This window comes from Pseudomonas sp. Marseille-Q7302, from assembly GCF_965111925.1.
The window spans coordinates 3,453,124-3,477,854 of the sequence record NZ_CBCOPK010000001.1; the positions used below are offsets into that span (position 1 = coordinate 3,453,124).

Annotated in this window: 24 protein-coding genes; 14 read left to right on the forward strand and 10 right to left on the reverse strand. The window is 65.4% G+C overall.

The window, feature by feature from the left end; genetic code table 11:
* Positions 1-224: 224 nt before the first annotated feature.
* From ACWPW1_RS16110 to ACWPW1_RS16145, 8 genes are all read left to right on the forward strand, one after another.
* Complete coding sequence (locus ACWPW1_RS16110; RefSeq protein ID WP_059315690.1) at positions 225-977, forward strand: FadR/GntR family transcriptional regulator; 753 nt, start codon at positions 225-227, stop codon at positions 975-977.
* A 29-nt stretch (positions 978-1,006) separates the two neighbouring features.
* A complete protein-coding gene (locus tag ACWPW1_RS16115) occupies positions 1,007-1,693 on the forward strand; it encodes a FadR/GntR family transcriptional regulator (protein WP_059315691.1) in 687 nt (228 codons plus the stop codon).
* 81 nt (positions 1,694-1,774) lie between these two features.
* Positions 1,775-2,644 (forward strand): SMP-30/gluconolactonase/LRE family protein, encoded by an 870-nt coding sequence (locus ACWPW1_RS16120; RefSeq protein ID WP_454253416.1) that lies wholly within the window; start codon positions 1,775-1,777, stop codon positions 2,642-2,644.
* Positions 2,645-2,865: 221 nt separating this feature from the next.
* The gene (locus ACWPW1_RS16125; protein ID WP_271655584.1) at positions 2,866-3,870 is read left to right on the forward strand and encodes a substrate-binding domain-containing protein; all 1,005 of its coding nucleotides are present in this window, start codon (positions 2,866-2,868) and stop codon (positions 3,868-3,870) included.
* Positions 3,871-3,929: 59 nt separating this feature from the next.
* A complete protein-coding gene (gene araG, locus ACWPW1_RS16130) occupies positions 3,930-5,456 on the forward strand; it encodes an L-arabinose ABC transporter ATP-binding protein AraG (RefSeq protein WP_059315694.1) in 1,527 nt (508 codons plus the stop codon).
* A gap of 44 nt (positions 5,457-5,500) precedes the next feature.
* Positions 5,501-6,469 carry an L-arabinose ABC transporter permease AraH gene (araH, locus tag ACWPW1_RS16135; protein ID WP_059315695.1) on the forward strand — a complete coding sequence of 323 codons (969 nt, stop codon included), beginning with the start codon at positions 5,501-5,503 and terminating at the stop codon, positions 6,467-6,469.
* Between the two features lie 82 nt (positions 6,470-6,551).
* Positions 6,552-8,291: a dihydroxy-acid dehydratase gene (locus ACWPW1_RS16140; RefSeq protein ID WP_442964877.1), complete on the forward strand. Its 1,740-nt coding sequence runs from the start codon at positions 6,552-6,554 to the stop codon at positions 8,289-8,291.
* A 123-nt stretch (positions 8,292-8,414) separates the two neighbouring features.
* Entirely contained in the window at positions 8,415-9,563 is a 1,149-nt protein-coding gene (locus ACWPW1_RS16145) for an aldose epimerase family protein (protein ID WP_059315697.1), read from the forward strand.
* A gap of 589 nt (positions 9,564-10,152) precedes the next feature.
* Here the strand turns inward: ACWPW1_RS16145 and ACWPW1_RS16150 are convergent.
* Positions 10,153-11,730 (reverse strand): aldehyde dehydrogenase (NADP(+)), encoded by a 1,578-nt coding sequence (locus ACWPW1_RS16150; protein ID WP_059315698.1) that lies wholly within the window; start codon positions 11,728-11,730, stop codon positions 10,153-10,155.
* A 149-nt stretch (positions 11,731-11,879) separates the two neighbouring features.
* Positions 11,880-12,875 (reverse strand): AraD1 family protein, encoded by a 996-nt coding sequence (gene araD1, locus ACWPW1_RS16155; protein WP_313648237.1) that lies wholly within the window; start codon positions 12,873-12,875, stop codon positions 11,880-11,882.
* Positions 12,876-12,977: 102 nt separating this feature from the next.
* Between araD1 and ACWPW1_RS16160 the strand changes: the two genes are divergently transcribed.
* Complete coding sequence (locus ACWPW1_RS16160; RefSeq protein WP_059315700.1) at positions 12,978-13,901, forward strand: LysR family transcriptional regulator; 924 nt, start codon at positions 12,978-12,980, stop codon at positions 13,899-13,901.
* A gap of 148 nt (positions 13,902-14,049) precedes the next feature.
* On the opposite strand, the gene cysB is transcribed toward ACWPW1_RS16160, so the two are convergent.
* The 3 genes from cysB to ACWPW1_RS16175 form a co-directional block, all read right to left on the reverse strand.
* Positions 14,050-15,024: an HTH-type transcriptional regulator CysB gene (gene cysB, locus ACWPW1_RS16165; RefSeq protein ID WP_059315701.1), complete on the reverse strand. Its 975-nt coding sequence runs from the start codon at positions 15,022-15,024 to the stop codon at positions 14,050-14,052.
* A 113-nt stretch (positions 15,025-15,137) separates the two neighbouring features.
* Positions 15,138-15,620 (reverse strand): universal stress protein, encoded by a 483-nt coding sequence (locus tag ACWPW1_RS16170; RefSeq protein ID WP_059315702.1) that lies wholly within the window; start codon positions 15,618-15,620, stop codon positions 15,138-15,140.
* 116 nt (positions 15,621-15,736) lie between these two features.
* Positions 15,737-16,063: a thioredoxin family protein gene (locus ACWPW1_RS16175; RefSeq protein ID WP_059315703.1), complete on the reverse strand. Its 327-nt coding sequence runs from the start codon at positions 16,061-16,063 to the stop codon at positions 15,737-15,739.
* 165 nt (positions 16,064-16,228) lie between these two features.
* On the opposite strand from ACWPW1_RS16175, the gene ACWPW1_RS16180 reads away from it, so the two are divergent.
* Positions 16,229-17,308, forward strand: a complete 1,080-nt coding sequence (locus ACWPW1_RS16180; RefSeq protein ID WP_059315704.1) for a 3-deoxy-7-phosphoheptulonate synthase — start codon at positions 16,229-16,231, stop codon at positions 17,306-17,308.
* Positions 17,309-17,366: 58 nt separating this feature from the next.
* Here the strand turns inward: ACWPW1_RS16180 and ACWPW1_RS16185 are convergent, their stop codons facing one another.
* On the reverse strand, positions 17,367-17,648 hold the full coding sequence (locus ACWPW1_RS16185; RefSeq protein ID WP_017641917.1) for a GNAT family N-acetyltransferase: 282 nt from the start codon (positions 17,646-17,648) through the stop codon (positions 17,367-17,369).
* Between the two features lie 444 nt (positions 17,649-18,092).
* Between ACWPW1_RS16185 and ACWPW1_RS16190 the strand changes: the two genes are divergently transcribed.
* A complete protein-coding gene (locus ACWPW1_RS16190; RefSeq protein ID WP_059315705.1) occupies positions 18,093-18,344 on the forward strand; it encodes an Lpp/OprI family alanine-zipper lipoprotein in 252 nt (83 codons plus the stop codon).
* 123 nt (positions 18,345-18,467) lie between these two features.
* On the opposite strand, the gene ACWPW1_RS16195 is transcribed toward ACWPW1_RS16190, so the two are convergent.
* From ACWPW1_RS16195 to ACWPW1_RS16205, 3 genes are all read right to left on the reverse strand, one after another.
* On the reverse strand, positions 18,468-19,445 hold the full coding sequence (locus tag ACWPW1_RS16195; RefSeq protein WP_059315706.1) for a L,D-transpeptidase family protein: 978 nt from the start codon (positions 19,443-19,445) through the stop codon (positions 18,468-18,470).
* A gap of 74 nt (positions 19,446-19,519) precedes the next feature.
* A complete protein-coding gene (locus ACWPW1_RS16200; protein ID WP_271655591.1) occupies positions 19,520-19,801 on the reverse strand; it encodes a hypothetical protein in 282 nt (93 codons plus the stop codon).
* A 98-nt stretch (positions 19,802-19,899) separates the two neighbouring features.
* Positions 19,900-20,454 carry an arylesterase gene (locus ACWPW1_RS16205; RefSeq protein WP_454253934.1) on the reverse strand — a complete coding sequence of 185 codons (555 nt, stop codon included), beginning with the start codon at positions 20,452-20,454 and terminating at the stop codon, positions 19,900-19,902.
* A 148-nt stretch (positions 20,455-20,602) separates the two neighbouring features.
* Between ACWPW1_RS16205 and ACWPW1_RS16210 the strand changes: the two genes are divergently transcribed.
* Genes ACWPW1_RS16210 through greB form a run of 3 tightly spaced genes read left to right on the forward strand, consistent with a single transcriptional unit; the run spans position 20,603 to position 24,291 of the window.
* On the forward strand, positions 20,603-21,277 hold the full coding sequence (locus ACWPW1_RS16210; RefSeq protein WP_059315708.1) for an ABC transporter ATP-binding protein: 675 nt from the start codon (positions 20,603-20,605) through the stop codon (positions 21,275-21,277).
* Positions 21,274-23,784, forward strand: a complete 2,511-nt coding sequence (locus ACWPW1_RS16215; protein ID WP_454253417.1) for an ABC transporter permease — start codon at positions 21,274-21,276, stop codon at positions 23,782-23,784. Before ACWPW1_RS16210 ends, ACWPW1_RS16215 begins: the two co-directional genes overlap by 4 nt.
* A gap of 3 nt (positions 23,785-23,787) precedes the next feature.
* A complete protein-coding gene (gene greB / locus ACWPW1_RS16220; protein ID WP_313648240.1) occupies positions 23,788-24,291 on the forward strand; it encodes a transcription elongation factor GreB in 504 nt (167 codons plus the stop codon).
* A 4-nt stretch (positions 24,292-24,295) separates the two neighbouring features.
* Here the strand turns inward: greB and ACWPW1_RS16225 are convergent, their stop codons facing one another.
* The gene (locus ACWPW1_RS16225) at positions 24,296-24,601 is read right to left on the reverse strand and encodes a hypothetical protein (protein WP_059315711.1); all 306 of its coding nucleotides are present in this window, start codon (positions 24,599-24,601) and stop codon (positions 24,296-24,298) included.
* Positions 24,602-24,731 lie beyond the last annotated feature (130 nt).

Below are 24,731 nucleotides of genomic sequence, written 5' to 3' on the forward strand. Positions count from 1 at the left end.
CAGCTGAAAGTCTAACGTAATATCATTGAAGGGTTAAATAGCCAAAAACGGCCATTAGTCGCCCTTCAAAGACATTTTGGTACTATTAAAATAAAGTTACGAAGTAGGAAATCTTACCACTTGCTTTCCGCTGATCCCTGTTCCAGAGCCGTCGAGCCCGTGGCTAAGTCGGTTATCGCGCTGACAGTGTTATAGTGATGGCACGACGACTCGGATGCCTTTCGATGAATTACAAGACACCGCTGCCGCGCAAAAGCAGACATGCACGCATCGTCCACGAACTCGGAACCCAGATCGTGTCTGGCCACTTTTTGCCAGAACAACGCCTGCCGCCCGAGTCGCAACTGTGCGAAGACTATGAGGTGAGCCGACCCGTCCTGCGGGAGGCCACGCGAGTGCTGGTAGCCAAGGGCCTGGTGCGGTCCAAACCCAAGGTCGGGACCGTAGTGAAGCCACGCAACGAGTGGCATCTGCTGGATCCCGATGTCCTGCATTGGCTGCTGGAAAGCGATTCGCGACACAACTTCTATGAGACGCTGGTCAAGGTACGCAACATCATCGAGCCGGAAGTAGCGGCTCTGGCTGCTGCCAACGCCCAGCCCGAAGACGTGACGGCCATTGCCGACGCCTATGAGCGGATGGAGAAGGCAGACGATATCGGTGGCATGGCAGAGCCGGACATGGCCTTCCACCTGGCCATCGCCAATGCGACTCACAACGAACTGCTGATCCACCTTTACAGCATCATGCTGATACCGGTGCGCGACTATCTGGAGCGCTCCTCGGCGCTCTTCGCCGGCGAGGGCCTGGCCTTGCTGGTCTCCCGCCATAAGGCGATCCTGACCGCGATCCAGCACCGCGATCCGCTCAGTGCCCGGCACGCCTCCATCGCCCAGCTGGCTGGTGTCGATGACCTGGTGGCCGAAGCCTTCCGGACGGAACCCTTGTCTGCCAAGGAAGTTTCGTATGATCATTAAGGGCAATAACCCACTCGCGGTATGCCCTCATGTCCAGCAGCTACCACGCTTCCACCGTCGAACAGCTCGGCCAGCGTCTGGCGGCCGGGCAATTCCCACCCGGTAGCTCGCTCAAGGTAGAGGCGGACCTCTGCCAGGAACTCGGCGTCAGCCGTACCATCCTGCGCGAGGCGATCAAGACCCTGGCGGCCAAGGGCATGCTGGAAGTCGGCCCCAAGGTCGGTACCCGAGTCCTGCCGCTCAGCCGCTGGAATCTGTTCGACACCCAGGTAGTGGGCTGGCTGGCAACGGGCGGCCTGCCCGCGCATTTCGTAAAGGACCTGCTGGACCTGCGCCACGCCATCGAGCCGGCCGCGGTACGCTGGGCGTGCGAAAGAGCCACCCCGGATCAGGTCCAAGCGATCCAGGTCGCGTACCAACATCTGGAAGCCTCCCTCGACGGCGGAGACTACAACACCGCCGACCAGCGTTTCCACGAATGCGTGCTGGCGGCCAGCCACAATCAGTTCATCGAGCAGATGGTGCCCGCCCTGGGCGCCCTGCTGGCAGCCTCCTTCACCCTGTCGTCGGCCGACCCTGACGAGCTGCGACGCACCCTCCCCCTGCACAAGACCCTCGCCGACGGCATCGCCTCGCGCGATGCCGCGCGCGCCGTCTGGGCCTGCATGATGCTGATCGACAGCGCCGCGGTGACCCTGGCGCGCTATACCGATTGACGGCGCGCCAGCGCAACCTGCGCGTCTCCACGGGTTCCTATGCCTGGATTTCCCGTCCTGCCACAACAAGAGAGGTGAACGATGGATTGGCAGCCGCTGCTTCCCCAGCGCTTCAAGCTGGCCGAGGGCCCCTTCTGGGACCAGCAGACCCAGGCGCTCTACTGGGTAGACATCGCCGGCTTCAAGGCCTGCCGCCTGCACGGCGAGCGCTACCAGGAATGGCAACTGGATCGTCCCTGCTCCGCCTTCGTGCCCACGGCTCGCGGCGATGCCCTGGTCACGCTGCCGGATGGCGTCTTCCGCCTGGACCTGGATTCCCCGGAAAGCCGTCCCGCCCTGGAACTCTTCTGCGTGGCCGATCCCGATCCCGGCAATCGTGGCAACGAAGCACGCTGCGATGCCCAGGGCCGTCTCTGGCTCGGCACCATGCAGAACAATCTCGATGCCGAGGGCGGTGACGTGCCCATCGACAGGCATTCGGGCGGCCTGTTCCGCATCGACCCCGACGGTAGCGTGAGCCGCCATGCCAGCGACCTCGGCATCGCCAATACCCTGGTCTGGAGCGCAGCGGACAATCACGTCATCAGCGCCGACACCCTGAAGGACACCCTCTATCGCTATCCGCTGGATGCCAGCGGCAACCTGGGCGAACCCACCGTCTGGGCCGGTCCTCACGAGCGCGGCTCACCGGATGGCTCGGCCATCGACAGCGAAGGCTGTGTGTGGAACGCGCGCTGGGACGGCAACTGCCTGCTGCGCTTCTCGCCCGAGGGCGAGGTGCTGGAGATCGTCGAGCTGCCGGTCCAGCGCCCCACCAGTTGCGTCTTCGGCGGACCGGATCTGCGCACCCTGTACGTCACCAGCGCCGCGGCCGATGGTGCTCTCGACGGCGCCCTGCTGCGGGCGACCGCTCCGGTGGCTGGCATGCCCTGCCACAGGTTCGCCGGCTGATTCATCCTACCGGCCCCGAGGCCCGCCAGAGGCACCTCGTGCCCTCTGGCCCTTTGTAACAGCCTGGTGACAGAGGTGACGAAAAATCTCGTCACCTTTTTCTTGCACCGGCATCCATCCAATCATAATATCAATACAGAGCGGCGTCGTCTGACCTCCAAGACGACAGGCCGCCGCCTCGCATTGCCTGGCCACACCAATAAAAACAAGGAGTTCCAGCTATGTTCCGTGTTCCGGGAGTTCGTTCTCTGCTGCGTGCCGCCCTCGCCGCTGGCGCTGTCAGTCTGTCCCTTTCCGCCTTCGCCGCCGATCCGGTCAAGATCGGCTTCCTGGTCAAGCAGCCCGAAGAACCCTGGTTCCAGACCGAATGGGCTTTCGCTGAAAAAGCCGCCAAGGACAAGGGCTTCACCCTGCTCAAGATCGCCGTACCGGATGGCGAGAAGACCCTCGCCGCCATCGACAGCCTGGCCGCCAACGGCGCCAAGGGCTTCGTGATCTGCCCGCCCGACGTGGCCCTCGGCCCGGCCATCGTGGCCAAGGCCAAGCTCAACGACCTCAAGGTGATGGCCGTGGACGACCGTTTCGTCGACGCCAAGGGCAAGTTCATGGAAGACGTGCCCTACCTGGGCATGGCCGCCTTCGAGGTCGGTCAGCAGCAGGGCGCGGCCATGGCGGCCGAAGCCGAGAAACGTGGCTGGAAGTGGGATGACACCTATGCGGTGATCAACACCTACAACGAGCTGGATACCGGCAAGAAGCGCACCGACGGTTCGGTGGAAGCCCTGAAGAAGGCCGGCCTGCCTACCGACCACATCATCTTCGCCCCGCAGAAGACCTTGGACGTGCCCGGCAGCATGGACTCCACCACTTCGGCCCTGGTCAAGCTGCCCTCGAACGCCAAGCACCTGATCATCGGTGGCATGAACGACAACACCGTGCTGGGCGGCGTCCGCGCCACCGAAAGCGCCGGCTTCAAGGCCGAGCAGGTGATCGGCATCGGCATCAACGGCACCGACGCCATCGGCGAACTGAAGAAAGCCAACAGTGGCTTCTTCGGCTCCATGCTGCCCAGCCCCCACGAAGAGGGCTACCAGACCGCCAGCATGATGTACGAGTGGGTGACTACCGGTAAGGAGCCGCCCAAGTACACCGCGATGGACAAGGTCACCCTCATCACCCGCGCCAATTTCCAGCAAGAGCTGGAAAAGATCGGCCTCTGGAAGTGATGACCCCGGCGGCGCCGGTCCTGGCGCCGCCCTCCTCTTTCGTCTGACAGGAGTGCTTCATGGCAGCCCTGGAACACACTACCGCCCAGAGCGCCGACAGCCTCGGTTTCGTCGGCATCGGCAAGACCTTTCCTGGCGTCAAGGCGCTCGCCGACATCTCCTTCAACGTACGTCCCGGTTCGGTGCATGCCCTCATGGGCGAGAACGGCGCGGGCAAGTCGACCCTGCTGAAGATCCTCAGCGGCTACCACGCTCCCACCACCGGTCACCTCAACGTCGACGGCCAGGAGCTGGTGTTCAAGAGCACCGCCGAAGCCATCCGCGCCGGCGTCGCGGTGATCCAGCAGGAACTGCAGCTGGTGCCGGAGATGACCGTCGCCGAAAACCTCTTTCTCGGGCACCTGCCGGCACGCTACGGCATCGTCAATCGCGGCCACCTGCGCCATCAGGCGCTGGACCTGCTCAAGGGCCTGGCCGAAGAGATCGATCCCAACACCAAGGTCGGGCGCCTGTCGCTCGGTCAGCGCCAGCTGGTGGAGATCGCCAAGGCACTCTCCCGTGGCGCTCGCGTCATCGCCTTCGACGAGCCCACCAGCTCCCTGTCCGCCCGCGAAACCGACCGCCTGATGACCATCATCGCCCGCCTGCGCGACGAAGGCCGGGTGGTGCTCTATGTCTCCCATCGCATGGAAGAGGTCTTCCGCATCTGCGACGCGGTAACGGTGTTCAAGGACGGCCGCCACGTGCGCACCGTCGAACGCCTGGCCGACATCACTCCCGACCAGCTCATCACCCTGATGGTCGGCCGTGATCTCGCCGACATCTACGACTACCGGCCGCGCGAGATCGGTGGCGGCTGCCTCAAGGTCGAGGGCCTGCTCGGCCAGGGCCTGCAGCAGCCGGTGGGCTTCGAGGTCTGCCAGGGCGAGATTCTTGGCCTGTTCGGCCTGGTCGGCGCTGGGCGCACCGAGCTCTTGCGCCTGCTGGCCGGTCTGGAAAAGCACAAGGCCGGCAGCCTGAGCCTCAAGGGTGCGCCGGTCAATCTGAGATCCCCGCGCGACGCTATCGCCGCTGGCATCCTGCTCTGCCCGGAAGATCGCAAGAAGGAAGGCATCGTACCCCTGGCCAGCGTGGCCGAGAACATCAACATCAGCGCCCGCGCTCACCACGCCAGCCTCGGCTGCCTGATCCAGGGCCGCTGGGAAAAGGCCAACGCGGAAAAGCAGATTCGCGCCCTCAACGTGAAGACCCCGCACGCCGGACAGAGGATCAAGAATCTCTCCGGTGGCAACCAGCAGAAGGCCATCCTCGGACGCTGGCTGTCGATGCCCATGCAGGTGCTGCTGCTCGATGAGCCCACCCGTGGCATCGACGTGGGTGCCAAGTCGGAGATCTACGCCATCATCCACGACCTCGCCGCGCGCGGCATCGCCGTGGTGGTGGTCTCGAGCGACCTGATGGAAGTCATGGGCGTGGCCGACCGCATCCTGGTGATGAGCGAAGGCGCCATCACCGGCGAGGTGGCGCGCGCCGATTTCAACGACGAGCGGCTGCTGCAGCTCGCCCTGCCCCGTACCCGCGCCTGAGGGCGCGCCTTGCTGGTCGAGATAACAATAAAGAGGTCCTATCCATGTCCGCCCAACCCCACAGCCTGACCCCGCCGCGCCGCGGCTTCGACATGCGTCGCTTCCTCGACGACTGGGCCATGATGCTGGCCGCGCTGGTCATCTTCGCCCTCTGCGCGCTGTTCGTGCAGAACTTCCTCTCGCCGCTGAACATGCGCGGCCTGGGCCTGGCGATCTCCACCGTGGGCATCGCCGCCTGCACCATGCTGTTCTGCCTGGCCTCTGGCCACTTCGACCTCTCGGTAGGCTCGGTAATCGCCTGCGCCGGCGTGGTCGCGGCTGTGGTGATGCGCGACTTCGACAGCGTCTTCCTCGGCGTCGCCGCCGCCCTGGCCATGGGCCTGGTGGTGGGCCTGATCAACGGACTGGTGATCGCCAAGCTCAAGATCAACGCCCTGATCACGACCTTGGCGACCATGCAGATCGTGCGCGGCCTGGGCTACATCTTTTCCGATGGCAAGGCCGTCGGCGTCTCCCAGGAGCAGTTCTTCGTGTTCGGTAACGGCCAGCTGTTCGGGCTGCCGGTCCCCATCGTCATCACCCTGCTGTGCATCCTGTTCTTTGGCTGGCTGCTCAACTACACCACCTTCGGCCGCAACACCATGGCCATCGGCGGCAACGAGGAAGCCGCGCTGTTGGCCGGTGTTCACGTCGACCGCACCAAGATCATCATCTTCGCCATGCACGGGGTGATCGGTGCCCTGGCCGGCGTGGTCCTGGCCTCGCGCATGACCTCCGGCCAGCCGATGATCGGCCAGGGCTTCGAACTCACGGTGATCTCCGCCTGCGTGCTGGGCGGGGTCTCCCTGGCCGGCGGCATCGGCATGATCCGCCACGTGATCGCCGGGGTGCTGATCCTGGCGATCATCGAGAACGCCATGAACCTGAAGAACATCGACACCTTCTATCAGTACGTCATCCGCGGAACCATCCTGCTGCTGGCGGTGGTCATCGACCGCTTCAAGCAGCGCTAAACCCAGACTCTGCCCTCCCCCGCGGCGCCACGGGCGCCGTGCCGGGGACCGCTTTGCCCGTGAAATGCCCGAGGACACCATCATGACCACGCCCAAACGCCCGCTCCGCTCCGCCCAGTGGTTTGGCAGCAACGACAAGAACGGCTTCATGTACCGGAGCTGGATGAAGAACCAGGGCATCCCGGACCACGAATTCCAGGGCAAGCCCGTCATCGGCATCTGCAACACCTGGTCCGAGCTGACCCCCTGCAACGCCCACTTCCGCAAGATCGCCGAGCACGTCAAGCGCGGCATCTATGAAGCCGGTGGTTTCCCGGTGGAATTCCCGGTGTTTTCCAATGGCGAGTCCAACCTCAGACCGACCGCCATGCTGACCCGCAACCTGGCCAGCATGGATGTGGAAGAAGCCATCCGCGGTAATCCGGTGGACGCCGTGGTGCTGCTCACCGGCTGCGACAAGACCACGCCAGCGCTGCTGATGGGCGCCGCCAGCTGCGACGTGCCAGCCATCGTCGTCACCGGCGGCCCCATGCTCAACGGCAAGCACCAGGGCCGCGACATTGGCGCCGGCACCATCGTCTGGCAATTGCACGAAGCCTATAAGGCCGGGACGATCGACCTCAACGAATTCCTCTCCGCCGAAGCCGGGATGTCCCGCTCGGCCGGCACCTGCAACACCATGGGCACCGCCTCCACCATGGCCTGCATGGCCGAAGCCCTGGGTACCTCGCTGCCGCACAATGCCGCGATCCCGGCCGTGGATTCGCGTCGCTATGTGCTGGCGCACCTCTCCGGCATGCGCATCGTCGACATGGTGGCGGAGGATCTGCGGCTGTCGAAGATCCTCACCAAGGAAGCCTTCGAGAACGCCATCCGCGTCAATGCCGCCATCGGCGGTTCCACCAACGCGGTGATCCACCTCAAGGCCATCGCCGGCCGCATCGGCGTGGACCTGGAGCTGGACGACTGGACCCGGGTCGGCCGCGGCACCCCCACCATCGTCGACCTGCAGCCCTCCGGCCGCTTCCTGATGGAGGAGTTCTACTATTCCGGCGGCCTGCCGGCAGTGATCCGCCGCATGGGCGAAGCCAACCTGCTGCCCCACCCCGAGGCCCTGACCGCCAACGGCAAGAGCATCTGGGCCAACTGCGCCGAGGCGCCCATCTACGGTGACGACGAGGTCATTCGCGCCCTGGACAACCCCCTGCGCGCCGACGGCGGCATCTGCGTGCTGCGTGGCAACCTGGCGCCCAAGGGCGCGGTACTCAAGCCGTCGGCCGCCACCCCGGAGCTGATGCAGCACCGCGGTCGCGCCGTGGTGTTCGAGAACCTGGAAGACTACAAGGCGCGCATCGTCGATCCGGACCTGGATATCGACGAGACCTGCGTGATGGTGCTGAAGAACTGCGGACCCAAGGGATACCCGGGCATGGCCGAGGTGGGCAACATGGGCCTGCCGCCCAAGTTGCTGGCCAAGGGCATCACCGACATGGTGCGCATCTCCGATGCCCGCATGAGCGGCACCGCCTACGGCACCGTGGTCCTGCACGTGGCGCCCGAGGCCTCGGCCGGCGGTCCGCTGGCGGTGGTCCGCGAAGGCGACATGATCGAGCTGGACTGCGCCTCCGGCCGCCTGCACCTGGACATCCCGGACGCGGAACTGGCCGCGCGCCTGGCCGACTGGCAACCGCCGGCGGACCAGCTGCTGGCCGGCGGCTACCGGCGCCTCTACGTCAACCACGTGCTGCAGGCCGACGAAGGCTGCGACTTCGACTTCCTGGTCGGCTGCCGCGGTTCCGAAGTGCCCCGCCACTCCCATTGACCGGCTCTACCCCCTCTCCCACCGGGAGAGGGTCGGGGTGAGGGGCTGGCGCAGCCTCTCTTTCCGGAACTCGGGGCCCTCTGCCCCACTCTTGCACAACAACAAACCGAAAAGGTGGTCGAGATGAAACGCACGTTAGCCCTTACCGGACTTGGACTGTCACTCATGATCAGTACCCTCACCGCCCAGGCGGCCGGCCTCACCAGCCAGCAGTCGAGCTTTGGCAAGCTGCCCGACGGCACGCCCATCGAGAAGTTCGTCCTCAGCAACAGCCACGGCATGCAGGCCACCGTCATCACCTACGGTGGCGTGTTGCAGGCGCTCAAGGTGCCCGACCGCAAGGGCCATAGCGAAGACGTGGTGCTGGGCTTCGATGACGTCCAGGGCTATCTCGACAACCCCACCGTGTTCTTTGGCGCCACCATCGGCCGCTTCGGCAACCGCATCGCCGAAGGCCGTTTCAGTCTCGACGGCAAGAGCTACCAGATCCCCCAGAACGACAAGACCAACGCCCTGCACGGCGGGCCCCAGGGTTTCAATACCAAGGTGTGGAAGGCCGAGCCGGCCAAGGGTGACGGCTGGGTCGGCGTGACCCTGAGCTATGTCTCCCCCGATGGCGAGATGGGCTTTCCCGGCACCCTCACCACCCAGGTGACCTATCAGCTGGACGAGCACAACCAGCTGACCCTTAAGTACCGCGCGACCACCGACAAGCCGACGGTGCTCAACCTGACCAACCACAGCTACTTTAACCTGGCCGGCGCCGGCAGTGGCACCGTGCTCAAGCAGGTGGCGATGCTCAACGCCGATACCTACACCCCGGTGACCGCCAAGCTGATCCCCACCGGCGAACTGCCACCGGTGGCCGGCACGCCGATGGACTTCCGCAAGCCGACCGCCATCGGCAAGCATATCGCCGACGAAAACCAACAACTGAAGTACGCCGAGCCCAAGCAGGGTGGCTATGACTTCAACTGGGTGCTCAACACCGGTGGCGATCTGCAGAAGGCCGCCGCCGTGGTGACCGATCCAGGCTCCGGCCGCACCCTGACCCTCTACACCACCGAACCGGGCGTGCAGTTCTACACCGGCAACTTCCTGGAAGGGAACATCAAGGGCAAGGCCGGCAAGACCTATGGCCATTGGGGCGCCTTCACCCTGGAAACCCAGCACTATCCAGATGCGCCCAACCAGCCCGACTTCCCCACCACCCGCCTGGACCCCGGCCAGACCTACACCCAGACGACGATCTTCAAGTTCGCCGCCAAGTAAGGCTGCCTCGGGTGCAAGAAAGGCCGCTCTCACGAGCGGCCTTTTGCGTTTCGGTGCCGTGTCGCGCCCTCACCCCAGCCCTCTCCCAGAGGGAGAGGGGGCCGCCCCGGCGCTACCCGTAGCCTCGTGCTCCGTCGCATGGAAAACGGCAAAGCCTTCCCACTTGCACCGCCCTCCACCACCCCACACCCAACCACCTCGTAGCGTGAAAAACGGCGCAGCCTTTTCCACTTGCACCGCCCTCCACCGCCCCACACCCAACTGCCCCGTAGCGTGGAAAACGACGCAGCCTTTTCCACTTGCACCGCCCTCCACCGCCCCACACCCAACCGCCCCGTAGCGTGGAAAACGACGCAGCCTTTTCCACTTGCACCGCCCTCCACCGCCCCACACCCAACCACCCCGTAGCGTGGGAAACGGCGCAGCCTTTTCCACTTGCACCGCCCTCCACCACCCCACACCCAACCACCCCGTAGCTTGGAAAACGGCGCAGCCTTTTCCACTGTTTTGTCACCTACCCTTTCCGCCGCCCAATAAAAAACCCGGCGTCTTTCGACGCCGGGTTTTCTACCTACTCAAGGCCTTGCGATCAGATCGCGTCCTTGGTGTTCTCGCCGTTCACTAGGCGCTGGATGCCCAGCGGGTTGGCGTTCTGCAGGGCTTCCGGCAGGAAGGCGTCCGGGTAGTTCTGGTAGCACACCGGGCGCAGGAAGCGATCAATGGCCAGGGTACCCACGGAGGTGCCGCGGGCGTCGGAGGTCGCCGGGTAGGGACCGCCGTGGACCATGGCATCGCAGACTTCCACGCCAGTGGGATAGCCGTTGAGCAGCAGGCGACCAGCTTTCTGCTCCAGCAGGCCGATGATGGCCTCGAAGCGCTGCAGATCGGCCGGCTCGGCCAGCAGGGTCGCGGTCAGCTGACCGTGCAGACCTTGCAGCGCCTGCTGCAGCTGAGCGTCGTCAGCCACCTCGACCACCACGGTGGTGGGGCCGAAGACTTCTTCCTGCAGTAGCTCATCGCTTTCCAGCAGCAGGCTGACGTCAGCCTTGAACAGCTGCGGACGGGCCTGGTTGCCTTCCTGGCTGGCACCGGCCAGATGCTCTACGCCGGAATGGGCCAACAGCGCCGCGACGCCTTTCTCGTAGCTCTTCAGGGTGCCCGGGTTGAGCATGGTCTGGGGCGCCTGCTCGTTCATCGCACCGGCTAGACGCTCCAGGAAGGCGCTGAATTCCGGCGAACGCACACCGATGACCAGGCCCGGATTGGTGCAGAACTGACCGCAACCCAGCACCACCGAGGCACTGAGTTCGGTGGCGATGGCATCACCGCGGGCCTTGAGCGCCTCGGGCAGCACGACCACCGGGTTGATGCTGGACATCTCGGCAAAGACCGGGATGGGCTGCGGACGAGCCGCGGCCATGTCGCACAGGGCACGACCACCACGCAGGGAACCGGTGAAGCCCACGGCCTGGATGGCCGGATGCTTGACCAGCTGCTCGCCCACGCCACCGCCGTAGATCATGTTGAACACGCCCTTGGGCATGCCGGTCTTCTCGGCGGCGCGGATCACCGCGTCAGCGACGTGCTCGGCGGTCACCATGTGGCCACTGTGGGCCTTGAACACTACCGGGCAACCGGCGGCCAGGGCCGCAGCGGTGTCGCCACCGGCAGTGGAGAAAGCCAGCGGGAAGTTGCTGGCGCCGAAGACGGCCACCGGACCCAGACCGATGCGGTACTGACGCAGATCAGGACGCGGCAGCGGCTTGCGGTCGGGCAAGGCGGTGTCGATACGGGCCCCGTGGAAGTCACCACGACGCAGCACCTTGGCGAACAAGCGCATCTGGCCGCTGGTACGGCCACGCTCGCCCTGGATACGGCCAGCCGGCAGCGCGGTTTCCTGGCAGACCAGCTGGACGAAATCATCGCCCAGGGCATCCAGTTCGTCGGCGATGGCGTCGAGGAAGGCCGCGCGCTTTTCGGCGCTCAGCTTGCGGTACAGGGGTGCGGCCTGCTCGGCGGCACGGGCGGCGGCATCGACCTCGGCCGTGGACGCCTGGAAGAATTCGTAGGGCAGTTTTTCGCCGGTGCTGGCGTCGATGCTGTAGACCCGCACCTCGCCCTCGCCGCTGCGAGCGCCACCGATGTAGTTTTTGCCTTGGATCTGCATTGTTCTCGACTCCTTATACCTAGGGGTTCAGGGAAGACCGCCCGCCTGGGGGTCTTCGAAAGGGTGGCACGCTCAGCATCTGAGCGTCCGGACCAGCCTGTGCGATACCCACTCTAGCATTCGCATAGTCAGCAGTCATCATACAACTATCAGAGCTGCCGGACCTGCCCGGGCTGGAAGGCAGCCGCATGCGCCTTGACGCCATTGCTCAGCGGCTCGCCAAATTCGGGCACGGCGATCTCGAATCTATCGCCCGGTTCGACGCGGACGCCATCGGCGAAGGACAGGGTCGCCGTGCCGAAGAAATGGACATGGACATCGCCCGGACGCAGGAACTGCGCGTACTTGAAATGGTGATATTCCAGGTTCTCCAGGCTATGGCACATGTTGTCCTCGCCGGAGAGAAACTCCTTCTCCCACAGCACCTGGTCGCCACGACGGATACGGCTCGTTCCGGCCAGATGACGCGGCAGCTCACCCGTGCGCAGGGCGGGCCCAAAGCTGCAGTAGCGTAGTTTGGAATGAGCCAGGTAGAGATAGTTCTTGCGTTCCATCACGTGGTCGGAGAATTCATTGCCTACCGCGTAACCCAGCCGATAGGGCTTGCCGTCATCGCCAATCACATAGAGGCCGGTCAACTCGGGCTCTTCGCCGGCATCCTCGGCGAACTCCGGCAGCGGAATGTCGGCTCCGGGACGGACCAGGATGCCGCCGTCGCCCTTGTAGAACCATTCCGGCTGGGCACCGGCGTTTCCAGCGGCAGGCCGACCGCCTTCCACACCCCATTTGAACATGCGCATGGAGTCGGTCAGCTTGGCCTCCTCCTGGCTGTTCTGCTGGTGCATCTTGTCGCGGGTCGCGGCGCTGCCCAGGTGGGTCAGGCCGGTCCCGGTGACCAGGCAGTGTGCCGGATCCTCATGGTCCAGCGGCGGCAACAGGCGGCCGGCGTCGAGCAGGTCGGCATAGGCCGGTCCGGGCTCCAGGCCCAGGGCCTGCACCTGAGACTCCAGCGAAACGCCGGCGCGGATGGCTTCCAGCGCTAGGGTCCGGGTGCTGGTGGCGCCGCGGACCTGCTGGACTTCGCCGCGCTCGACCACGCCGACGCGGCGCTGGCCCTGTTGGTCTTCGAACTGAATCAGGTGCATGGCATTCTCCTTGTTGGTTATCGCCTGAAAGAGACTTTACTAGGCGCTACAGGGCCTGCCTAATGAGAGCTCCCTATCCCGTGATAACCAACGGTTATTCCCATGCTGCCATCCCTGGGCTCCATCGCTTCCCGCCTGCGCCTGCGCCAGCTGCGCCTGCTGATCGCCCTCGACGAGGAAGGCTCGCTGCACAAGGCCGCCGAACGCATCGCCATTTCCCAGCCCGGCGCCACCAAGGCGCTGCACGAGATTGAAAGTACCCTGGGCGCCACCCTCTTCCTGCGCACCCACCAGGGCCTGCAACCGAATGACCTGGGCCGCTGTGTAATCCGCTATGCGCGGCTGATCGAGAGCGACCTGGCTCATCTACGCGAGGAGATGCTCGGCATCCTGCAGGGTGAAGGCGGCCGCCTGGCGGTGGGCGTGATCATGGGCGCGGTGCCCCGGCTGATCGCAGCGGTGTCCCGTCTGGGCGCAGCGCAGCCACAGCTCGGGATCGAGATCATCGAGGACACCAGTGTGCGTCTGCTCGATCTGCTCGACGCCGGGCGCATCGAGGTGGCGATCTGCCGTAGCAGCGTCAGCCGCCGCCCGGATGCCTACGACTGCCTGGAGGTGCGCGAGGAGCGCCTGGAGATCGTCTGCCATCCCCGCCATCCGCTGGCCGAGGCAACAGAGCTAGGCCTGGCCGAGCTGGTCGACAGCCGCTGGATCGTCTACCCGGCCAACCTGCCGATGCGGCTGACCCTGGAACGGGAGTTTCGCGCTGCGGAGCTGGAGTTTCCCCGTTATCCCGTGGAAACCGCCTCGACCTTCACCCTGCTCGGCCTGCTTCAGGAAGACCCCAACCAGGTGGCCATGCTGCCCAGCGACATCGCTCAGTTCGGCGAACGCCATGGCCTGCTGCGTCGCCTGCCGGTCGTCCAGCGCACGCGCAACGAACCCTATTCGATCCTGGTGCGCCAGGGCGCGGGGCTGTCAGCGGCGGCGCAGCTGCTGTTGGAGCAGTGGCGGCTTGAAGGGTAAGGTAGGTTGGCAAACGCATCGCGGCCATGGGCCGCTCCTACAAACACGGACGCTATTGTAGGAGCGGCCCATGGCCGCGATTGGTCTGATCTGCTGCAGCGGCCGCATCGGCGGACCGCCATGGCCGCGATACAACCGAGGGAAAAACTCAATACGTCGGCAACGTCACCCCATGGAACAGCGTCTCCAGCTCCTGGCGGGTCGGCGTCTGCATGGCCTCGGTGAGGACGTCCCGGGTCAGGTGCGGCGCGAAGCGACCGATGAAGTCGCACATGAAGCCGCGCAGGAAGGTGCCACGGCGCAGGCCGATCTTGGTCACGCTGGCTTCGAAGAGGTGGCTGGCGTCCAGGCAGACCAGGTCGGCATCGGCTTTGTGATCCACCGCCATGTCGGCCACGATGCCCACGCCCAGGCCAAGGCGTACATAGGTCTTGATAACGTCGGCGTCCGCCGCGGTCAGCACCACGTTGGGCTCCAGGCCTTGGCGGGCAAAGGCCTCGTCGAGCTTGGAGCGCCCGGTGAAACCGAAGACGTAGGTCACCAGTGGCTGGTCCGCCAGCTGCTCCAGGGTCAGATTCTCGACCTTGGCCAGCGGATGATTCTGCGGAACGATGACGCACCGGTTCCAGCGATAGCAGGGCATCATCACCAGGTCGTTGAAGCGCTCCAGACCCTCGGTGGCGATGGCGAAGTCGACGGTGCCGTCGGCGGCCATCTCGGCGATCTGGGTCGGCGAGCCCTGGTGCATGTGCAGCGCCACATCGGGGTATTGCTTGATGAATTCGCTGATCACATCCGGCAGCGCATAGCGCGCCTGGGTGTGGGTGGTGGCGATGGACAGGGTGCCCTTGCGCTCGTTAGAGAACTCCTGGGCGATCTGCTTGATGCTCTCGCACTTGCGCAGGATCTCGCCAGCGGTCTGGATGATCCGCTCGCCGGCGGGGGTCACACGGGTCAGATGCTTGCCACTACGGGCAAAGACCTCGACCCCCAGTTCGTCTTCGAGCAGGCGGATCTGCTTGCTGATGCCAGGCTGCGACGTATAGAGGCTCTGGGCAGTGGCGGATACGTTCAGGTCGTGATGGGCGACTTCCCAGATATATCTCAACTGTTGCAGCTTCATGCCGGCTCCTCGCTGACCCCATGCGCAAGCATATAACTTTAAAGCAGCCCTTAAGCTTTTTCTAGACCGAAATCGAATTAAGTCGCAGAAGGGCACGCGCTGACGCTTACGGATCAGCCCTGGCGCAAGGGCACCAGATAGACGGGGATATGGGCAGTCTGCAGGAGGCGACTGGCGGTACGGCCCAGCGGCGCTACCTGGGCATCGCCCTGGCTCCGGCTACCGATCACCAGCAGATCCGCAGCGAAGTCCTGGGCCTGCTTGAGGATCACCGCTGGCGGATCGCCCTGCACCACCCGGACGGCCCGTACCAGCCCCACGGTAGCCGGGGTTTCCAGCAGGTCCTCACGCAAGGACTCGAACACCTGCTGCTCGATGGTCTCCATGACCAGATCCAGTCCGCCGTTACGCAGCCGATCCATGGATTCGCCGTCGAGATGCTGCTGCAGCAGGGTGGAGGCCAGCAATCCCAGCGGCTCCACTACATGGACGACATACAACCGCGCCTGATGGATGCGGGCGAGCGTCAAGGCGTGCTGGAACACATAGGACGAACACAGGCCCAGGTCCGTGGCGTAAAGCAGGGAGCGGATCACGATTCCTCCTGGCCAGATCAGCCGATCGGGCCGGTACGACGCGGGATAGCCTCTCCAGCGTAGCAGGGGATCGCCGATTGCGCTGCAACCCGCGCCTTAGAGCCTGCTCAGGACGCTCAGGGCAGCTCTTCGGATTCGCGCCCGTCCGCCGCCTGGATCGCTGCCACCAGGGCCGGCTCGCGTAGCGGCGCCTGTACCGGACCAAGAAACTCGCCGTCACGAACAAGGAACAGCGCCGGCAGATGAAAGACGCCATAGCGCTGCACCAGGCCGCCGCTGCGCTCGGCGTCGACCCAGTACAGCCGGTCGACCGGCAGCACCGCTGCAGGCAGTACCTGGCGGGCCAGCCGGCAGGTCGCACAGCCGACGCTGGTAAAGATCAGCAGAGAGCGCCCGGGCGCCTCCAGCAGGACGGCATCCGCCGTGCCATCGTCCAATTCCATCGATTCCTCGCCGCGATCATCGCAAAGGCGCGCCCTCAGGCTCGCCAATAGCGTCGTAACCATTGTGACCGGGCGGGACACGCGTTAAGGTGCCCCACCCTCCCCACCGTATTTTGCCTGCACGGGTCCCGTCCTGTCGCAGCGCCGTGACCGACGAGTAGCACCATGGCCGCACAGCCCCGCCTTAACGACCTCAACATCGAAGCCAACGAGCCGCTCATCACGCCCGAGCAGCTCAAGCAGGAGATCCCGCTGAGCGATCTCGCCGCCGACACCGTCGCCCAGGGCCGCCAGGTCATCCGCGACATCCTCGACGGCAAGGACCATCGCCTGTTCGTGGTGATCGGCCCCTGCTCGATCCATGACATCAAGGCCGCCCACGAATACGCCGAGCGGCTCAAGGCACTGGCCGCTCAGGTCAGCGACAGCCTCTATCTGGTCATGCGCGTCTACTTCGAGAAGCCCCGGACTACCGTTGGCTGGAAGGGCCTGATCAACGATCCCTACCTGGACGACTCCTTCAAGATCCAGGACGGCCTGCACATCGGTCGTCAGCTGCTGCTGGACCTGGCGGAAAAGGGCCTGCCCACTGCCACCGAGGCGCTCGACCCCATTTCCCCGCAGTACCTGCAGGACCTGATCAGCTGGTCGGCCATCGGCGCGCGCACCACCGAGTCCCAGACCCACCGCGAAATGGCCTCGGGCCTCTCCTCCGCAGTCGGTTTCAAGAACGGCACCGATGGTAGCCTGACCGTGGCCATCAACGCCCTGCAGTCGGTTTCCAGCCCGCACCGTTTCCTGGGTATCGACCAGCGCGGCCAGGTCTCGGTGGTGATGACCAAGGGCAATCCCTATGGCCACGTGGTACTGCGCGGCGGCAACGGCAAGCCCAACTACGATTCGGTCAGCGTCACCCTGTGCGAGCAGGCGCTGGTCAAGGCCAAGGTCAAGCCCAACATCATGGTCGACTGCAGCCATGCCAATTCCAACAAGGACGCCGCCCTGCAGCCGCTGGTGATGGACAACGTCGCCAACCAGATCGTCGAGGGCAACAACTCCATCGTCGGCCTGATGGTGGAAAGCCACCTGGGCTTCGGCAATCAGCCGATCCCGGCGGACCTGGCGCAGCTGGAATACGGCGTCTCGGTGACCGATGCCTGCATCGACTGGGCCATGACCGAGAAGAGCATTCTCGACATGCACCGTAAGCTCAAGGATGTGCTGCCGCGTCGCGCCCGCGACTGAGGGATCAGCGCACACGAAAACGCCGGGCTCAGCCCGGCGTTTTTCATGCAGCGGCCATTCAGGCCAGCGGCGTCACCTGCCCACGCCGCTCCAGGTAGTGCTCCACATAGGAGCAGGAGGGAATGACGCTGTAGCCGCGACTCTCGGCGTAGTTCAGCGCGTGCTCGGTCAGCCGCGCCGCCAGGCCGCGCCCACGCAGGGCATCGGGTACGAAGGTGCGATAGAAATCCATCGTCTGCTTGCCCAGATCCATATAGGCGAGATAGGCGCGCTGGCCGTCGACGGAAAGCTGGAACTGATGATTGGCTTCATCGTGTTCCACGTGCAGGGACTCGTTCATGACTACTCCTTGGCGGTTTGGCTCCGCCTTATCCATTGTTATCGGTGATACCCGAAGACGAGAACGCACTCTTCCTGTGCGGGACTGAGCCACAGCGCGTCAGACCCCTACGGAAGAAACAGGTTCTGACCAGCCGTCGCACCGTAATGTCGCACTATATCAGGGCCTTCGACGCGGGAGCAGCCACGGCGTCCTTCTTGACAACTTCCGCTCATCCTCTAACGTTTTGAAACGTTCGTGGCTTTCAGCCATCCAAGCAGTTGCTGATACCGGCTGCACGCATTCTGGGACGAACTCGGGGAGCGAAGGAGGATTTCCGCAAAAAATCTTTCTTCAACGGGTTTAGCTCAGTTTACTTACGACCGGTAATGAGTAGTATGTAGCCGCAATTTTCCACCTGGAAAATTGATCTTAAAACAGGATGTCTACCTCAAGGGGTTTACGATGAACAATGCTCTGAAATTCGCCGCTCTGGCTCTGGCCGCTGCTATGGCCACTGGTTGCAGCACCGCTAACAAGGAAAGCGAAGCTCGCCTGACCGCTACCGAAGACGCCGCTGCCCGCGCCCAGGCTCGTGCTGACGAAGCCTACCGTCACGCTGACGAGGCTCTGGCCGCCGCTCAGAAAGCTCAGCAGACCGCTGACGAAGCCAACGAGCGCGCCCTGCGTATGCTGGAAAAAGCCAGCCGCAAGTAAGGCGCCCCGGCTGGAAAGGCGAATGGCAACAGTCGCCTTTCTCGGAGCAAACAAAAAGCCCGCCATCTCAGATGGCGGGCTTTTTGTTTGTCGGACCGGCCGAGCGCGCTCAGCCGTTTGGACTTACAGCGACTTGGCGGGCGCCTTGGCCACCGCGCCGGGAACCACGCCGGCGGGCAGGTCGGCGATTTCCACTGGCAGGCCGTCCTGGCCCTGCACCACGTCACGCACCGTGGCCCAGTTCACCGCGCTGTTGGCCTGCAGCAGGTCGTCGCGCTTGATCAGCGCATTGACCACCGCGGCCTGACGGTCGATGTCGGTCGGATCGCCCTTGAGGTTGACCGGCTGATGGGCTTCCAGGTAGAGCTTGCCCTGGCTGACCCCGAACTTGTAGGGCTCGTCGATGATCCGCACTGGGGTACCGACTGGCAGCATGCTCACCAGTTCGGTGACGTTGAAGTTGTACATGCGGAAGCAGCCGTGGCTGACCTGCATGCCGATGCCGAACTTCTTGTCCGAGCCGTGGATGAGATAGCCCGGCAGGGTCAGGCGGATCTTGTAGGGGCCCAGGGGATTGTCCGGGCCGGGCGGCACCACCTTGGGCAGCGGATCGCCTTCGGCGGCATGCTCGGCACGAATGGACTCCGGCGGATACCAGGCCGGATCCTTGATCTTATCCACCACCTTGGCAACCCCGACCGGCGAGCCCCAGCCATCACGGCCAATACCCAGCGGGTAGGTGAACACCGAATGACCACCCTTGGGGTAGTAGTACATGCGGTATTCGGCGATGTTGATGACGATGCCTTCGCGCGGCCCGGGCGGCAGGATGAATCGCGTCGGCAGGACGATCTCGGTACCGGCGCCGGGCAGCCAGGCGTCGACGCCTGGATTGGCCGCCACCATCTCGGTGTAGCCCAGGTCGTACTTCTGGCCGAGGTCGGCGAAGGTGTCTTCGTAGGCGGCCTTGATGACCTGAACCTCGCCGACCACGTCTTCACCGGGTGGCGGCAGCGGCAACTCCAATGCCTGCGCCGTACCCGCGCTCAACAGACCAAACAGCGAGAGGGAACCGACCAGGGTCGAAACGCGCGCGGGCATGGGATGAATCCTTGCAAGGAGCAATAAGGTGACGGCGCGAATTGTACACGGCTCGCCCCGCGTCCGGCAGAGCCTCAAAAAGCCTGTAACGGATTGGGCAGCCCCCGTTTGGCACCTTGCAACCGCTGCAGGCAGGCCGGGCACAGGGTCTTGAGCGCCAGCCCACGGCGATCCAGCGGGTACAGTCGCGGCCGCGCCGGCAACAGGGTGCCGCACAGGGTCCGGTCGGTGGGCGAGCCCAGCTCCAGCTGCCGGGCGACGATATGGACCCGGCCCTCGCGGCAGGCGAACAGGTCGAGCTGGGCATCGGGCTGGATCAGCTGATAGCCGTGCATGGACCGGGAAAGGCGGGACATCGGGATACTCCAGGGGCGGTTCCGCCGGGCGGTCGATTGGCCGGACCGGCGGGGCGCGCAACCTTAGCGGAAAGCCCCTTCGGGGAAAAGTCCGACGTTCAGTCGCGCAGCAGTGGCTGCAGGTGCGGCCAGGCGTTTTCCAGCAGCCGTTGCTGGGCATTGGCCTGGGGATGAATGCCGTCCGGCTGCATGAAGGCCGGATCGCCCCCTACCCCTTCGAGCAGGAAGGGCAACAGGGCCACTTGCTGGGCCTTGGCCACGTGCGTGTAGACCTGGGCGAAGCCGTCGGTATAGCGCGGCCCATAGTTGGGTGGCAGGCGCATGCCCAGGAGCAGGACACGGGCGCCCTTGGCCTTGGCCTGCTCCACCAGGGCGGTGAGGTTGCGCTCGATCTGGGCCAGCGGCTGGCCGCGCAGCCCGTCGTTGCCGCCCAGCTCGATGGCCACGACCTCAGGCCGATGGTCGGCTAGCAGGGGTGGCAGCCGTGCCAGGCCTCCAGCCGTGGTATCACCGCTGATGGAGGCGTTCACTACCTGGTAATCGATCTTCTGCTCCTGCAGGCGCTGCTCCAGCAGCCGTACCCACCCCTGGCCGTCGGCCAGGCCGTAGCCGGCGCTGATGCTGTCACCCACCACCAGCAGGGTGCGCGCCATGGCCAGCGGCGTCAGGGTCAGGCACAGCAGGGCCAGTAGCCAGGCAATGCCTTGGCGCAAAGGCGCTCTGGACTTCGCGCGGCTTTTTGACTCTAACTCGCCACAGCCGCCCGTTTGCGGGCCCCTCGAATACGGCATCGGATACCTCATGAGCGAAGTCATTTTGCTGGCACGAGACCTTAGCAAGGTCGTCACGGGCGCGGAAGGTGCGCTACCGATCCTCCAGGCGCTGGATCTGGAACTGGAAGCCGGCGACAGTTTGGCCATCGTCGGCAGCTCGGGTTCCGGCAAGTCCACCCTGCTCGGGCTGCTGGCCGGTCTCGACCTGCCCAGCAGCGGGGAGGTCCATCTCGCCGGCCAGCGCCTGGACACCCTCGACGAAGACGCCCGAGCCCGCCTGCGCGCGGAACGGGTGGGCTTCGTCTTCCAGTCCTTCCAGTTGCTGGACAGCCTCACCGCCCTGGAAAACGTCATGCTGCCCCTGGAACTGGAGGGCGCGCGCCAGGCCCGTGAGCAGGCAATGGCCCTGCTGGAGCGGGTCGGCCTGGGTGAGCGCCTGCGTCACTATCCTCGCCAGCTCTCCGGCGGCGAGCAGCAGCGGGTCGCCCTGGCACGGGCCTTCGCCCCGCGGCCGAGCATTCTCTTCGCCGACGAACCCACCGGCAATCTCGACAGCCGCACCGGCGGCCACATCAGTGACCTGCTGTTCGAGCTCAACCGGGAACAGGGTACGACGCTGGTGCTGGTGACCCATGACGAGCGCCTGGCCGCCCGTTGCGCCCGCCAGTTGCGCCTGGAAGGCGGTCGGCGGGTCGCGGCATGAACAGGACCGGTCTGCCGCTGGCGCGGCTGTTCCTCCTGGCCTGGCGCCAGAGTCTGCGCGAGATTCGTGCCGGCGAGATCCGCATGCTCTGCCTGGCCCTGGTGGTGGCCGTCGCGTCCAGTGTCGCCATCGGCTACTTCACCGCCCGCCTGGGCGCCGGCATGGAGAATCGTGCCAGCGAATTCCTCGCCGCCGACCTGGTGCTGCTGGGCAGCGAACCGGCGCGGCCGGAGCAGGTGGACGCTGGCCTGCAACTGGGGCTCGAACACAGTCGCACGCTCAATTTCAGCACCATGGCCGCGGGTGCCGAGGCCTTGCAACTGGCCAGCGTCAAGGCGGTCCAGGCGAATTTTCCCCTACGCGGGGAGATGCGCAGCGCTGCGGCGCCGGACGCTCCCGACCAGCCGGGTGGCGCTCCCGCTCCTGGGGAAGCCTGGGTCGAACCACGCCTGCTGCTGGCCCTGGACGCCAAGGTCGGCGACCGTCTCGACATCGGGCGCAAGCCCCTCACCATCTCCCGGGTACTCACCTATGAACCGGACCGCGCCGGTGACTTCTACAGCCTGACGCCACGGGTGCTGATCAATCTCGACGACGTCGCCGCCACCGGCGTCATCCAGCCCGGCAGCCGGGTGCGCTACCGCGAACTCTGGCGGGGCGAGCCTCAGGCCCTGGCCGCCTACCGCCAGGCCCTCACGCCGGGCCTGGCCGCCAACCAGCGTTTCGAGGGACCCGGCGACGGCAATCGGCAACTGGGCAACGCCCTGGAGCGCGCCCAGCGCTATCTGGGACTGGCCAGCCTGGTGGCGGTGGTGCTGGCCGGTGTGGCCGTGGCGCTGTCGGCCAATCGCTTCGCCACCCGGCGCTTCGACGCCAGCGCCCTGCTGCGCTGCATGGGCCTGACCCGGCGCGACGCCCTGGTGCTCTATGGCCTGCAACTGGGACTGCTGGGCCTGGCCGCGAGTCTGCTCGGCGCCCTGCTGGGCTGGCTGGCGCAGCTGGTGGTGTTCCAGCTGCTCCACGGTCTCCTGCCAGCACGGCTGCCGCCGGCCGGCATCGGTCCGGCGCTCGCGGGCATGGGTACCGGACTGGTCGCCCTGGCTGGCTTCGCCCTGCCACCCCTGGCGGCCCTCGGCCGGGTACCGCCCTTGCGGGTACTGCGCAGCGATCTGCAACCGGTGCCCCTGCGGACCTGGCTGGTCTATGGCTGCGCCCTGCTCGCCCTGGGGCTGATCATGTGGCGGCTGTCGCTGGACCTGCGCCTGACCCTGGCGCTGCTGGTGGGCGGCCTGGTGGCCGGCCTGCTGTTCGGCAGCCTGCTCTACCTGGCGTTGCGCCTGCTGCGGCGAGGATTGCAGGGTGCGCCCCTGGCCTGGCGCCTGGGCCTGGGTCAACTGCTGCGACATCCGTTGGCGGCCGTGGGCCAGACCCTGGCCTTCGGCCTGATTCTGCTGGCCATGAGCCTGGTGGTGCTGCTGCGTGGCGAGCTGCTGGAGCGCTGGCAGGCGCAACTGCCGGCCGAAGCACCCAATCACTTCGCCCTCAATGTGCTTCCGGACGAACGCCAGGCCTTCGCTACGGCGGTGGCCGGCCTATCACCCCATGCCAGTCCGCTCTACCCCATCGTCCAGGGCCGACTGGTCAGCGTGAAGGGACATCCGGCCCAGGAAGGCCTGGAGGACGACTCCCGCGGTGGGCGCGCCACCCGACGCGATCTCAATCTGACCTGGTCGGCGCAGTTGCCGGACGGCAACCGCCTGGAAGCCGGCCAGTGGTGGGATACCCTGCCCGCCAGCGATCTGCCCGGCGTCTCGCTGGAAAGCGAGCTGGCGCGCAGCCTGGGCGTCGGCCTGGGTGACACCCTGGGCTTCGTCATCGGTGATCGCCAGATCGAGGCACGCGTCACTAGCCTGCGGCAGGTGGGTTGGGACAATTTCCAGCCGAACTTCTTCGTCATCTTCGCCCCGGGTGCCCTGGAAGGCGTACCTTTCACCTACCTGGGCAGCTTCTACCTGCCGCCGGGCCATGACCGCGAGTTGCTGGCCCTGGCCCGACAGTTCCCGGCGGTGACCCTGCTGCCCATCGACGCGCTGCTGGACCAGCTGCGCAGTATCCTGCGCCAGGTCAGCGTGGCGGTGGAGTTCGTGCTGCTGTTCGTGCTGGCTGCCGGCATTGCCGTGCTGCTGGCCGGCTTGCAGGCCACCCTGGACGAGCGCATCCGCCAAGGCGCCCTCCTGCGTGCGCTAGGTGCGCGACGAGAGCTGCTGCAACGGGCGCGGCGGACCGAATTCATCCTGCTCGGTGGCACCAGCGGCTTGCTCGCGGCGCTTGGTTGCGAGATCGTCAGCGCCCTGCTCTACCGGCTGGCCTTCGACCTGGACTGGCAACCCCACCCCTGGCTGCTGCTCCTGCCGGTGCTGGGCGCCCTGCTGGTCGGTGCGGCCGGACTGCTGGGCACGCGGCGGGCCATCACCGCCAGTCCGTTACTGATCCTGAGAGAAAGCTGATCCATGAGTCGTTACCGTCCGCCGCGCACCGCCGGCACGCCCCTGATCACCGCCGCTGGCGAGGCACGCCTGCGCGCCGAACTCCACGAGTTGTGGAACGTGCGCAGGCCCCAGGTCACCCAGGCGGTGAGCGAGGCGGCCGCGCTGGGCGACCGTTCGGAAAACGCCGAGTACATCTACGGCAAGAAGATGCTGCGCGAGATCGACAGCCGGGTGCGCTTTTTGCGCAAGCGCCTGGAGAATCTCAAGGTGATTCGCGACCGCCCTGCCGACCCGACCAAGGTCTATTTCGGCGCCTGGGTCACCCTGGAAGACGACGACGGCGCCGAAAAGCGCTACCGCATCGTCGGCCCGGACGAACTGGACCTCAGGCAGAACCTCATCAGCATCGACTCGCCCTTGGCGCGGGCGCTGGTGGGCAAGGCGCTGGACGCGGAAGTCCGGCTGGAGACGCCAGCCGGTGACCAGCGCTGGTATATCGTCGAGATCACCTACCCCGACGACTGACGACTCAACGGCGTCGGGTAATCACGCCCTGCCGCGCTACCCGGGTCAGTTCCCGCACCAGGGGTTCGAGACCGGCCTGGCCCGGTGACTGCACCACGGCGAAGTCGAAGCTGTCATCGCCGAAGAGACGCAACTGCTCGGCCTGGTTGGCGAAGCGAATCTGCAGGGTGCGGCTATGGGGCCAGCGCTTGGGCCAGCCTTCGAGATAGCGCAGCAGCGTAGGCTGGTCGGGACCGCCGAGCAGGATGGTGGGATGACAGGCGAGCCTGCCCTGGGTGAGCGGGGTAAGGCGTAGCGGGAGAGGAAGCATGGACGAAATTCCGCCTCGTAGATCCAGCTGGGCGGTAGTACGAGGCCTGTTCCGTCCAGCGCTTTAGCGGTATTTGGGAGCGCCCCGCAAGTTGCTGTTTAAATCGGCGCAGGATCATCCTAGGGAGGCC